The organism is Kitasatospora sp. NPDC092948 (assembly GCF_044754805.1).
GTDB lineage: Bacteria > Actinomycetota > Actinomycetes > Streptomycetales > Streptomycetaceae > Kitasatospora.
The window spans coordinates 865,063-877,492 of record NZ_JBIVPU010000001.1; the positions used below are offsets into that span (position 1 = coordinate 865,063).

Sequence of the window (12,430 nt, forward strand, 5' to 3'; positions counted from 1 at the left end):
GGCTTGTCAGACAATCGACGAATGACCGTTTTTGCGCCGAGCGCCGAGTCGAGCGTCACGCCGAGCGCCGGGCCGAGCACCGAGTCGAGCGCCGGGCCGAGCACCGAGTCGAGCGTCACGCTGAGCGCCGAGTCGAGCGTCACGCCGAGCGCCGGGCCCGTCGTCGGCCGGTTGGAACGCCCGCACGCCACGCTCGCCTTCGAGACCCTCGGCGCGGCCGGGCCGCTGGCCGTGCACGCGCACGGCTCGCTCTCCAGTCGGGCCCACGAGAGCCGGGCCGGCCTGTTCGACTGGACGCCGCTCACCGCGACCCACCGGCTGGCCCGCTACGACGCGCGCGGCCACGGGCAGTCGACGGGTCGGCCCGTCCCCGCCGACTTCAGCTACCCCGCGCTCGCCGCCGACCTGCTCGCGCTCTGCGACCACCTCTCGCCGGACGCCCCCGTCACCGGGCTCGGCGCGTCCATGGGCGCCGCCACCGTCCTGTGGGCCGCGCTCGCCCGCCCCGAACGGTTCGACCGGCTGGTGCTGGCGATCCCCGCCGTCGCCTGGGAGGCCCGCGAACCGCGCCGGGCCGGGCTGCGAGCGGCCGCGACCGTGGTGGAGCGGCGCGGCACCAGCACCCTGCGGGCCGCCGCCAGGCTGTCCGGGCCGCCCGCCGTCCTCGCCGAAGTCCCTCAGTACACGACCGAGTTCGACGCCGCCGAGCACCTCGTCCCGGCCGTCCTGCGGGCCGCCGCCGAAGCCGACCTGCCCGCCCCCGCCCTCCTTCGCGACCTCCCCCACCCCACCCTGATCCTCACCTGGCCCACCGACCCCATCCACCCCGCGACCACCGCCCACACCCTCGCCACCCACCTCCCCCACGCCCACCTGCACCCCGCCGAAACCCTCGCAGACATCAGAACCTGGGGCCGAACGGCAGCGGCCTTCCTGGCGGCGCCCGCGGGGTGACTACTGGATGCGGAGCTGACGGTCCCCGAAGTCGGCCACCAGCCGGAGCTGCCCGCCGAGCGCCTCGACGTACTCGCGGAGCGTCCCGAGAGAGGTGCCTTCGAGATCGCCGCGCTCCAGCCGGGACACGTTCGGCTGGGTGACACCGATCAGCTCCGCGACCTCGGTCTGGGTCAGGTCCTGCTCCCGCCGGATCTCGGCGAGACGGTACGCGCGTACCTCCGCGTCGAGCTTGGCGCGGTGCACTGCCACCCTGTCCTCGTCCGTGACGACCTGGGCCCGGACGTCCTGCCAAGATCTGGCCATTGCTACTCGCCCTCCTTGAGCGCGTCGAGGTGCCGGTCGAATCGGGCATCCGCGATAGGGATGTTCTTGTCGTACCACAGGTTCCACTGTCCGGATTTGTCGCCGGCCACGAGCAGGATCGCTTCCCGCTCCGGATCGAACGCGAACAGGATGCGGATCTCGCGCTCCCCGCCGGCCCGGGGGCGGAGCTCCTTCATGTTGTGGTGTCTGGACTGCTTGATCCGGTCGACAATCGGCCGCCCGAGCGCCGGGCCTTCGTCCGCCAGTATGTCGATGGCCGCGGCGACCTGATCGGCCGCCTCGGGCTCGCTCTCGCTCAGCCGGACGAACCAGGCGTCGACAGCTTCATGCAGTGAGACTTCCCATGTCACGCCGGAATTATGCGGTTCGGGTTATATGCGCTGCAAGTTATATTCGCGCCGGTCTGAGGCGGGGGTGTCAGGCGTCGTCGCGGGTGGTGTGGTGGGCCGTGGAGCCGTGGCGGTGTTTGCGGATGAGGAGTTGGGCGGGGATGCGGGTGCGGAGGTCGGCGACGTGGCTGACGATGCCGACGGCGCGGTCGCGTTCGCGGAGGGAGTCGAGGACGTCCATGACTTCTTCGAGGGTGTTCTCGTCGAGGGTGCCGAAGCCCTCGTCGATGAAGAGGGTGTCCAGGGGCATGCCGCCGGCCTCGTCGGTGACGACGTCGGCGAGGCCGAGGGCGAGGGCGAGGGAGGCGAAGAAGGACTCGCCGCCGGAGAGGGTGGCGGTGTCGCGTTCGCGGCCGGTCCAGGCGTCGACGACGTGGAGGGAGAGGCCGGAGCGCTTGTTGCCGGAGACCAGGCCGTCGCTGTGGACCAGGGTGTAGCGGCCGCCGGACATCTTCAGCAGGCGGTGGCTGGCCGCGGCGGCGACCTGCTCCAGACGGGCGGCCAGGACGTACGACTCCAGGCGCATCCGCAGGGCGTTCTCGGCGGGCGCGCCCGCGAGCAGGGCGGCCAGGCGGCTGATCCGGGCGTACGCGTCGAGGACGGGGGCGAAGTCGTCGGCGAGGGCGGTCAGGGCCCGGGAGATCCGGGCGAGCGCCGCCACCCGGTCGCCGGCGGTGCGGTGCGCGGTGTCGGCGGCGCGCAGGACGGCGGTGGCGCGCTCCTCCGCGGCGTGCGCGGACTCCGGGTCCGCGGGCGGGAGTTCGGCGGCCGCGCGGAGCTCCGGGTCGGCGAGGCGGGCGGCGGCCTGCTCCAGCGCGGCGTCGAGCTGCTCGAAGTGCCGCTGAAGGGAGTCGAGCCGGTGGGCGGGGAGTTCGGCGGCGGCGAGCGTCGGCAGGTCGGCGAAGCCCGCGTCGGCGGCGGCGCGTTCCAGGGCGTCGGTGGCCTCGGCGAGGCGGGCGGTGGTCTCGGCGCCGGTGCGGGCCGAGCTCAGCACGTCGGCGACGGCCGACGCCAGGGCGTCCACGGCCGCGGCGCGGGAGGCGATCGACGGGGCGTCGCCCCGGGCCGCCGCGATCCGGCCGGTCAGGGCGTCGAGTTCGACGGCGACGGTGCCCAGCCGGTCGGCGAGGACGGCGCCGCGCTCGCCCGCCCGGCGGAGTCGTTCGTGGCGGGCCCTGCGTTCCTGTTCCAGCCGTTCCACCTGCTGGCCGAGCGGAAGCAGTCGCTCCGCGGTGTGCAGCGCCATGCGCCGGTCGGCCGTCAACTCGTCGAGTTCGGCGGTGAGTTCGGCGACCGAGCGACCTGCCGAGGCGGTCTCGGCGGCTGCGGCGTCCACCCGCAGCGCACTCAACCTGTGCTTGGCTGCGTCGAGTTCGGCCTCCGCCGCGTGCTGGGCGGCGCGGGCGCGCTGCTCGTCGGCGGCCGTGACCTGGTCGGCGGACGGGCGGGCCGGGGCCGGGTGCTCGGGCGAGCCGCACACCCGGCAGGGCTCGCCGTCGGCCAGTTGCGCGGCCAACTCGGCGGCCATGCCGACGAGTCGGCGCTCCTGGAGGTCGAGGGTGCGGGCCCGGGCGGCCAGTGCGGTCTCGGTGAGGGCCAGGACCTCGGCCTCGGCGGCGGACAGCGCGGACCGCAGCGCCCGGTGCCGCCGGGCGGCGTCCTGACGGAACGTCAACTCGCCGTGCCGGGCGTCGAGCCGGGTGAGCAGCGCGTGCGCGTCGCGGGCCGCGTCGAGCTCGACGTGCAGCTGCTTCAGCTGGTCGTCGTAGCCCGCCAGCCAGTCCTGCGACTCCTCCGCCAGGTCGTCCGCCCGCTTCTGCTCGGCGGCCAACTCGGCGCGCTCGACCAGCAGTCGGGACTGTCGCTCCTCGTCCGCACGGGCCTCCGCCAGGCGGGTCGCCTCGGTGCGCAGCGCGCGCTCCGCGGCGGCCGGCGGGAGGTCGCCGAGCAGCCGGGCGGCCCACGGTGCGGCGGACCGGGCGGCGAGCTCGGCCGTGTGCGCGGACTCGGCGGCGGCCGCCGCGGTGTGCGCGGCCAGCGCGCCCCGGTGCAGGGCGCGCAGCGGGGCCAGCGCCCCGGCGGCCAGCGCCAGCCGAAGTCGGCTCCGGTCGTCCGCCGACTCGTCGAATTCGGCGGTGAGTTCGACCTGTGCGGCGAGCGCGGAGCGGTGCCGCTGCTGACGGTCCGCCAGGGTGCGCTGCGCGTCCAGGCGGGCGCGGGCCCCGGTGCGGGCGGACTCGGCGGCCTCCAGAGCGAGCGCCGTCGCGGTGACGCGCTCGGCGGCCGTGCCGCGCAGCATCGCCGCCCAGGCCAGCACGTCCTCGGCCGAGGCGTGCTCGTCGGGCCGGTGCGCCGCAGCGTCCCCGGCGAGCGGGCCGGCCGCCTCCTCGGCACGCGCCGCCAGGTCGCGCAGCTTCTGCCGCCCGGCCTGCACCTCGTGCTCCTGGCGCAGCCGGCGCTCCGCCGTCCACCGCTCCAACTGCTCGAACCGGCCGGTGTCGAACAACTTGCCGAGCAGGTCGGCGCGTTGCCGGGAGTCCGCACGCAGGAACCGGGCGAAGTCGCCCTGCGGCAGCAGCACCACCTGGCAGAACTGGTCCCGGCTCATGCCGAGCAGCCGCGTCAGCTCCTCGCCGGCCTCCTGGTGCGAGCGGCTCACCGCGGCCCAGCCCGGCTCGCCCTCGCCGGCGTCCGCGACCCACTCGCGCAGCAGCGTCTGCGCCTTGTCCTGGGTGAAGCCCGACCCGCGCTTCTTCGGCCGCAGCTGCTCCGGGCTGCGGGTGATCTCCAGCCGCCGCCCGCCGAGCGTCGCCTCCAGCACCACCTCGGTGCGCCGTGCCTGGTCGGCGTGGTCGCTGCGCACGCCGTTGCTCCTGCGCGAGCCCGGCAGTTCGCCGTACAGCGCGTAGCAGACCGCGTCCAGCACACTGCTCTTGCCCGCGCCGGTCGCCCCGCGCAGCAGGAACAGCCCGGACGCGGTGAGCCGGTCGAAGTCGATCCGCTCGGTCGACGCGAACGGGCCGAACGCGGTGACGGTGAGCTGGTGCAGCCTCATCGGGAGGCCTCCTTCAGGAAGTTCATCGGCCGTTCTCCTCGGCCCGGTCGGCGGCCGTGCGGCGCACCGCCTCCAGGCCCTCCAGCAGCCAGGACTGCTCGGCGCCGTCCAACTCCCGCCCCGGGCGGACATGGGCGACGAAGCCCTCCACCACCTCCCGGTCGCTGCGCCCGCTGACCCGCTGCGCGTACGACCGGGCCTCGGCCTGCTCGCCGCCCTCGGGGTCGAACAGCAGTTGCAGGGTGTGCGGGAAGCGGGCCCGCAGCCGCTCCATCGGGTCGACCGGGCGGACCGGGTCGGTCAGCGTGGCCTGCACCCAGGCGCCCTCGGCCCACTCGTGCCGCTCGCCGGCGAGCAGGTCGTCCAGCCGGCCGCGCAGCCGGGCCAGCGGGCGCGGCACCGGGCAGGGGATCCGGGTGGCCTCGACGGCGCCCGCGGCGTCCAGGTCGACCAGCCACATCGACTTGCGGTGGTCCGTCTCGGAGAACGAGTACGCGAGCGGCGAGCCCGAGTAGCGCAGGTGCGGGGCGAGGGTCTGGCAGCCGTGCAGGTGCCCGAGCGCCACGTAGTGCACCCCGTCGAACACCCCGGCGGGCACCGACTGCACGCCGCCCACCGCGATGTCCCGCTCGCTGTCGCTCGGCGCGCCGCCCGTCACGAACGCGTGCGCCAGCACCACGGCCCGGGTGCCCGCCGGACGGCCCGCGAGGTCCGCCCGGACGGCGTCCATCGCCGCCGCCAGCACCTGCTCGTGGCCGCCCTTGGCCAGGCCGAGGCGCTCCCGCACCAGCGCCGGCTCCAGGTACGGCAGCCCGTACACCGCGACCGGCCCGTGCCCGTCGGCCAGCAGCACCGGCTCGGCGAGCGCGCCCGGATCGGTGCGCAGGTGTATGCCGGCCCGCTCGATCAGGCGGGAGCCGACGCCGAGCCGGCGCGCCGAATCGTGGTTGCCGCTGATGAAGACCGTCGGGATGCCCGCCTCGGCCAGCCGCCACAGCACGTCGTCGAAGAGCGCGACGGCCTCCAGCCCGGGCAGCGCGCGGTCGTACACGTCACCCGCCACCAGTACGGCGTCCACCCGCTCGGCGACCGCGGTGGCCACCAGGTGGTCGAGGAACGCGCGCTGCGCCTCGTGCAGGTTCTCGCGGTGGAACGAACGGCCCAGGTGCCAGTCCGAGGTGTGCAGCAGCCTCACGCCGAAGCTCCCCGCAGCATGTCCGTCACTCCTCGTCGCTTTCATGTGGTTCGCGGCCGGTACCGAGTATCACAGGTACGGGTGACAGGCCGGGTCCGGAGTGGTGGAAGGGGCGGGTGGGAGAGCGGGGGCGCTGACCCGGGTGGCGGCCGGGACTGTTCATCGGTCGGGTGTTCGGGGAAGATCATCAGGTGGCGAGGGTGGCCGCCCGGAGTGCGGAGGGAGCGGTATGGGCATCGAGTACAGCCCGGAGATCTCCGAACTGCTCGGGCGGGTCCGGCGCCGGCCGAACGCCGGCTGGCCCTGGCACCCGGGGGAGCCGGTGCCGGACGGGCTGCCGGTGAAGCAGTCCTGGGGCTGGCTGTTCGCCCCCGACGGCCGGGTGCTCACGCTGGTCAACCCGCGCGACGGCGTGGTCGGCCTCCCGGGCGGCTCGCTGGAGGCGGAGGACGCGGGCGACCCGGGCGCCGCGCTGGCCCGCGAGGCGGGCGAGGAGGCGCAGGCGCTGATCGGCCCGCCGGTCTACCTCGGCTACCTGTACGACCGGGTCGGCTCGGCGAACAACGGGCACGAGTGCGCCCGGGTCCGGATGGCCGCGGCGCTGCACGGCGTCGGCCCGTCCGCCCCCGACCCGGCGTCGGGCCGCCACTACCGGCGGCTGCTGGTCGCCCCGGGCCTGGCCGTCGAACTCCTCGGCTGGGGCACGACCGGCCTCCAGCAGGCCCGCGCGGCGGTGACGGCGGCGGCCGCCCTGCTGGGGGTGCCGGCGGTGGCCGACGAGACGATCGAGGAGCTGCCGGTCGAGGGCTGCCGGCTGCGCTGAGCCCCGCTCGGCCCGGCCCGGATGTCGACCGCCCGGCGGAGGGGGGCGCGCCGCGCCGACGCCGTGCGGCGGCCGATCCGCCGACGCCCGTGTCCGCCCCGCCCGGCGCGAAGTGGGCGGGTCGAGTAAGGAATTGGTCAACTGCCTGCCGCCGCCGCCGTCGAGCTCGGGTCGGCGCGGGGGGTGATCGGTAAAGAGGACGGTTCAACTTGTTCCGATACCAATAGAGTTGTCGAATTCGTGGCTACCATCCGCGATATGACGAATATTCAGGAACTCGACGCCCGCGCGCTGAAGGTCACCCTGGCGGTGGTCGAGCAGGTCGCCGCCGACCGGCTCGACCTGCCAACACCGTGCGGGGCATGGACACTTGGGCAGTTGCTCGGCCACATGGCGGGACAGAACCACGGCTTCGCCACCGCGGCGGGGGGTGAGCCGCACGGGGCGGAGGCCTGGCGGGACCGCGCCGTCGGGGCGGATCCGGCCGGGGTGTTCGCCGCGTCGGCGGCGGCCGTCACGGGTGCGTTCGGTGAAGACGGTGTGCTCGAACGGGAGTTCTGGCTTCCGGAGGTGCGCGGCGGGCAGTGGTTCCCGGCGGCGCAGGCGGTCGGCTTCCATCTGGTGGACTACGTGGTGCACGGGTGGGACGTCGCCGCCTCGCTCGGGGTCGGGATCGAGTTCGACCCGGAAGTGCTGGCGGCCGCACTGGTGGTCGCCGAGGAGGTTCCCACGGGGGCCGTCCGCGAGCGGGAGGGGTCCGCGTTCGCGCCCGCGCTGGAGGCGCCCGCCGGGGCCGGCGCGCTGGACCGGATCCTGCTGGTGCTCGGCCGGGACCCGAACTGGGCGGCCGACTGACGTCGTGGTGACCGTTGGGCGGTACCGGCCGTTCGGAATCCGGCACTTGGCGCTCCTGCGCCGGGCGTGCGATATGCCCGGGGCGGGGGCGTTTCGTCTGCTTCGCGCCGTTCGGGTGCTCCGGACGCCGCCCTGGGGCGGGTGTGACTGGAGTGCAGCGCGAGCACAGCGCGTCACGCCCTCGTCGCTTTCGGAAGCGGGGCGAAAGTTGACGGTGCGTCAGGTGAAAATTCGGGCGACCGGGCGTTCGGAAGGCGATTGGCGGGATCTTCGCAGCCCAGGTCAGGAGTAAGTCTCCGCGCGTAGCGAAACGTGGATGGCCATTGGATGAGAGTTCGTCAAATTCTTTGGCATGACCGCTTCCTCCCGAGGCTACTGGCTGGTATCTCTATGTGGCCTGCGTCACCCAATGGAGGAACCATGACCAGAGTCCGTGCCATTTCCGTCGCCCTCACCGCGGCGGTCCTGTCCATCACCACCCTCGCCGCCGCCACCCAGGCGAGCGCGGCGGGCGTCAACTACGCGGCGCTCGGCGACTCGTACTCGGCCGGCGTCGGCTCCGGCAGCTACACCAGCGAGAGCGGGAGCTGCAGCCGCAGCACCAACGCCTACCCGTACCTGTGGAAGAACGCCCACGCCCCGTCCTCGTTCTCGTTCGTCGCCTGCTCGGGCGCGACGACCGACGACGTGCTCGCCAACCAGATGGGCGCGCTGAGCTCCTCGACCACCCTGGTGTCGCTCACCATCGGCGGCAACGACGCGGGCTTCGCGTCGACCATGCAGACCTGTGTGCTGAGCAGCGACAGCTCCTGCCTGAGCGCCGTGAACACGGCGAAGAGCTACGCCAACAACACGCTGCCGGGCAAGCTCACCAACCTGTACGCGAAGATCAAGGCCAAGGCGCCCAACGCGAAGGTGGTGGTGCTGGGTTACCCGCACCTGTACCAGGTGCCGGGCAACTGCATCGTCGGCATCTCGGACACCAAGCGGACCGCGATCAACAGTGCGGCGGACACCCTGGACACGGTGATCTCCAAGCAGGTGGCGGCGGCCGGCTTCACCTTCAAGGACGTCCGGACGATCTTCTCCGGCCACGAGATCTGCGGCTCGTCCTCGCAGTGGCTGAACAGCACCACGCTGCCGATCAGCGACAGCTACCACCCGAACTCCTCGGGCCAGGCGTACGGCTACCTGCCGTCGTTCTCCGCGGGCGTCTGATCCCCGGAGCGCGTTGAGACGTCCGTGACGGGCGGACGAGCCGGTGGCCGGGCCAATGGGAGTGGCCCGGCCACCGGTGTTCGTGGGCCGTCACGGACTGACGACGATACGTCAGCTTATTTCGGCGGCGCCGCCGGTGCAGGCGGTCAGCGCAGGTAGTCGGTGAGCGCCGCGGGCTTCAGGCCAGCCGCGGCGGCCGCGTCGAGGGCGCGTTGCAGGTCGCTCGCCAGGGTGTCGGTGAAGTGCATGATGATCACGTCGCCGGGCTGCAGCGGCCCGCCGTGGTAGACGTTCGCGGCGCCGGAGGTGAAGTCGGCGGTGGCGGTCAGCAGGTACTTGATGCCGCAGTTCGCGGCGGCCTGCTGGGTGTTGGCGTCGAAGGTGAAGTACGGCGGCCGCAGGATGGTCGGCGTGGTGCCGTAGCGGGCGGCGACCGCGTCACGGGCGTCGCAGATCTCGGCCTGCTGCTCGGCGGGCGACAGCGTGGTCAGGTCGCGGTGCGAGACGGTGTGGTCCTGGATCGACGACCCGGGCGCCGCGGTGACCCTGCTGAAGTAGTCCGGCTCGAAGCCCTCCGGCATGGGTAGCGGGAACGCGGTGATCGGCAGCTTGCGGTCGGCGATCAGCTGCGCGGCCTCGGGGGTGCGGAACCAACCGTCGTCGACGGTCAGGAAGACCACCTTGTCGGTGGTCGGCGCGTTCCAGGTGGCGTACGCGGGAGCGGGGGTGTCGCCGGTGACGCTGACGTCGTCCACCGAGATCGGGCCCTGGCCGTACCAGCCGTGCACGTACAGCTGGACGGAGGTGGCGTTCGCGCCGGTGGTGAAGGTGGTGGACAGCTGCTGCCAGCCGCCGCCGGTGGAGGCCGTCCAGGCCGGCGGGACGTCGTGGCCGGTGCCGGTGGCGCCGATGAACGCGTAACTGCCCTTCACCCAGGCCCGGTACGTGTAGCTGGTGTTGGGGCGCACCGCGAGGGTCTGGGTGCACTGGCCGGTGGAGTCGGCGGAGGCCGGGGTGACGGTCAGCGCGGAGCCGCCGGTGTGGGCGACGGCGGTGGTGACGGCGCCCTCGCCGTCGGCGCAGTGCCAGCCGGGGATCGAGCCCCAGTCGGCGAGCGGCAGGGCGGGGATCTCGAAGCCCGGGTTGGTGGCCAGGTTGACCGCGGGGGCGTCGGCAGCTGCGGCAGGGCCTTCGGCGTGGGCGGCCGGGGCGGTGGCGAGCGCGGCCAGCACGGTGGCTGCGGCGGCCGCCGCGAGACGGCGACGTGCGGAACTGAGCACGGATCAACTCCAGTGTGGGGGACGAGAGAAGACGTGACTCCCGGAGGGGGCGGGGGTCGGATCCGGCCATGCCGCACCGGGCCAGGCCACACACAATGGACTGGACCAATCCCGGCGGTCAAGGGGTTCTGGCCGAGATCCGTCAACCGGAGTGACGGACCGTCAGATTCCGTCGCGGGGAAGTCAGCCCGCGTACAGCTCCTCGATGTCCTGCGCGTAGCGCTCCGCCACCGCCGCCCGGCGGATCTTCAGCGACGGCGTCAGCAGGCCCTCTTCCAGGGTGAACTCGCGCGGCAGCAGCCGAAAGGCGCGGATCGACTCGGCGCGCGAGACGGTGGTGTTGGCCGCCGCCACGGCCCGCTGCACCTCCTGGTGCAGCTCGTGGTCGGTCAGGGTCTGCCGGACGTCCGCCTGAGGTCGGCCGCGGGCCTTGAGCCAGTGCGCGAGGGCCACCGGGTCCAGGGTGATCAACGCGCCCAGGTACGGCCGGTTGTCGCCCACCACCAGGCACTGGGCGATCAGCGGATGGGCCCGGACCCGCTCCTCCAGGATCGCGGGCGCCAGGTTCTTCCCGCTGGAGGTGACGATCACCTCCTTCTTGCGGCCGGTCAGCGTCAAGTAGCCGTCCTCGTCCAGCGATCCGAGGTCGCCGGTGGCCAACCAGCCCCGGTGCAGGGCCTCCTGGGAGCAGCGCGGGTGGTTGAGGTAGCCGGAGAACACGCCCGGGCCGCGCACCCACACCTCGCCGTCCTCGGCTATCGCCACCGACGCGCCGGGCACCGGGCGGCCCACGGTGCCGAACCTGGGCCGGTCCGGGGGATTGGCGGTGATCGCGGCGGACGTCTCGGTCAGGCCGTAGCCCTCGTACACCGTCATGCCCGCGCCCGCGAAGAACAGCGCCAACTCCCGCCCCAGCATGGACCCGCCGGACATCACCGAGCGCACCCGGCCGCCGAGCACCGCCCGCACCCGCTGGTACACCAGGCGCTCGTACGCGGCGTGCCGCACCCGCAGCGCGGGGGACGGGCCGGGGCCCCTGCGGTTCGCCCGGCGCTCCCAGGCGGCCGCCCACTCGATCGCCACCTGCTCGGCCTGCACGAAGGTCTCCAGCCGGCCGGACGCCTCGGCGGCCTCCCGGGCCCGGCGGTGGATCTTCTCGAAGATGTACGGCACCGCGTGCAGGAAGGTCGGCCGGAACGCCGCCAGGGCCGGCAGCAGGCTGTCCGCGGACAGCTTGGCGTGGTGGCCGATCCGGATGCCGCCGCGCAGCGCCGCGACCTGCGTCAGCCGCCCGTACACGTGCGCCAGCGGCAGGAACAGCAGCGTCGCGGGCTGGTCGCCGCCGGTGTCGCCGAACACCTCCGCCCAGCCCTCCAGCACCGAGTCCGCCACCGCCGCGAAGTTGCCGTGGGTCAGCAGACAGCCCTTCGGGCGGCCCGTGGTGCCGGAGGTGTAGATGACGCTGGCCAGCGAATCCGGGGTCACGCCGACCCGCTGACGGTGCACCAGGGCGTCCGGCACCCCCAGCCCGTCCGCCGTCAGCTGCTCCACGCAGCCCCGGTCCAGCTGCCAGATGCCGGTCAGCTCGGGCAGCGCGTCGCAGACCGCGCCGATCGTCATCGCCTGGTCCTCGTCCTCGACCACGCAGGCCACCGCCGAGGTCTCGGCCAGGATCCAGCGGACCTGCTCGGCCGCCGCGGTCGGGTACACCGGCACCGGTATCGCCCCGATCGACCAGAGCGCGTAGTCGAACAGCGTCCACTCGTAGCGGGTGGAGGACATCACCGCGACCCGGTCGCCGTAGCGCACCCCGCGGGTGAGCAGACCCCGCGCCAGGGCCAGCACCTCGTCGCGGAACCGAACGGCCGTCACCGGCCGCCAGGCGCCGTCCTCCCAGCGGGACAACTGCACCAGGCGCGGCTCGCGCTCGGCACGGTCGAACACCGAGTCGGCCAGCCCGCCGGTCACGGCCGTGCTGCCGAGCACGGGGCTGCTGATCTCCCGCACGGTACCCCCGTTCCGCCGATCCGCGCCCCGGCTCGCACGGCCGGCGGGCGGTACCTGGCGAAGCTACCCGATCGGCGCGGAACTGCCCAGAGTCACCGCCCGGCGACACCCCGCACCGGGCACAGTGCCGCAGGTCGGGGCGGTGGAGACCGGTGGCGAGGAAATTAAAGGACGATCCGGACACCACACGATCACGATGCAAATTCACCCTACGAACGGAAGGTCAGGAAGTAGTAGGCTCGCGGCTCCCGACCCCTCAGTGCCCACGACTGCCCACCCCGGCCCACCCCCCGCCCCCGGCCGACTCGCGCCCGGCGACCCACACCG

At 73.7% G+C, this 12,430-nt stretch carries 10 protein-coding genes; 4 read left to right on the plus strand and 6 right to left on the minus strand.

Features of this window, described 5'->3' with window-relative positions:
• Positions 1-21: 21 nt before the first annotated feature.
• The gene (locus tag ACIQF6_RS03440; protein ID WP_400889594.1) at positions 22-954 is read left to right on the plus strand and encodes an alpha/beta fold hydrolase; all 933 of its coding nucleotides are present in this window, start codon (positions 22-24) and stop codon (positions 952-954) included.
• Here the strand turns inward: ACIQF6_RS03440 and ACIQF6_RS03445 are convergent, their stop codons facing one another.
• From ACIQF6_RS03445 to ACIQF6_RS03460, 4 genes are all read right to left on the minus strand, one after another.
• Positions 955-1,260, minus strand: coding sequence for an XRE family transcriptional regulator (locus ACIQF6_RS03445; RefSeq protein ID WP_400889596.1), 306 nt, complete (start codon positions 1,258-1,260; stop codon positions 955-957).
• Between the two features lie 2 nt (positions 1,261-1,262).
• Positions 1,263-1,631, minus strand: coding sequence for a type II toxin-antitoxin system RelE/ParE family toxin (locus tag ACIQF6_RS03450; protein ID WP_400889598.1), 369 nt, complete (start codon positions 1,629-1,631; stop codon positions 1,263-1,265).
• Positions 1,632-1,698: 67 nt separating this feature from the next.
• Positions 1,699-4,725, minus strand: coding sequence for an AAA family ATPase (locus tag ACIQF6_RS03455; RefSeq protein WP_400889600.1), 3,027 nt, complete (start codon positions 4,723-4,725; stop codon positions 1,699-1,701).
• Positions 4,726-4,747: 22 nt separating this feature from the next.
• Positions 4,748-5,920 (minus strand): exonuclease SbcCD subunit D, encoded by a 1,173-nt coding sequence (locus ACIQF6_RS03460; protein WP_400889602.1) that lies wholly within the window; start codon positions 5,918-5,920, stop codon positions 4,748-4,750.
• Positions 5,921-6,149: 229 nt separating this feature from the next.
• On the opposite strand from ACIQF6_RS03460, the gene ACIQF6_RS03465 reads away from it, so the two are divergent.
• From ACIQF6_RS03465 to ACIQF6_RS03475, 3 genes are all read left to right on the plus strand, one after another.
• Complete coding sequence (locus tag ACIQF6_RS03465) at positions 6,150-6,743, plus strand: hypothetical protein (RefSeq protein ID WP_400889604.1); 594 nt, start codon at positions 6,150-6,152, stop codon at positions 6,741-6,743.
• 258 nt (positions 6,744-7,001) lie between these two features.
• Positions 7,002-7,598 carry a TIGR03086 family metal-binding protein gene (locus ACIQF6_RS03470; protein WP_400889606.1) on the plus strand — a complete coding sequence of 199 codons (597 nt, stop codon included), beginning with the start codon at positions 7,002-7,004 and terminating at the stop codon, positions 7,596-7,598.
• Positions 7,599-8,018: 420 nt separating this feature from the next.
• Complete coding sequence (locus tag ACIQF6_RS03475) at positions 8,019-8,816, plus strand: SGNH/GDSL hydrolase family protein (RefSeq protein WP_400889608.1); 798 nt, start codon at positions 8,019-8,021, stop codon at positions 8,814-8,816.
• Positions 8,817-8,962: 146 nt separating this feature from the next.
• On the opposite strand, the gene ACIQF6_RS03480 is transcribed toward ACIQF6_RS03475, so the two are convergent.
• Both ACIQF6_RS03480 and ACIQF6_RS03485 read right to left on the minus strand, forming a co-directional pair.
• Positions 8,963-10,096 (minus strand): polysaccharide deacetylase family protein, encoded by a 1,134-nt coding sequence (locus ACIQF6_RS03480; RefSeq protein ID WP_400889610.1) that lies wholly within the window; start codon positions 10,094-10,096, stop codon positions 8,963-8,965.
• Positions 10,097-10,279: 183 nt separating this feature from the next.
• A complete protein-coding gene (locus tag ACIQF6_RS03485; RefSeq protein WP_400889612.1) occupies positions 10,280-12,103 on the minus strand; it encodes an AMP-dependent synthetase/ligase in 1,824 nt (607 codons plus the stop codon).
• Positions 12,104-12,430 lie beyond the last annotated feature (327 nt).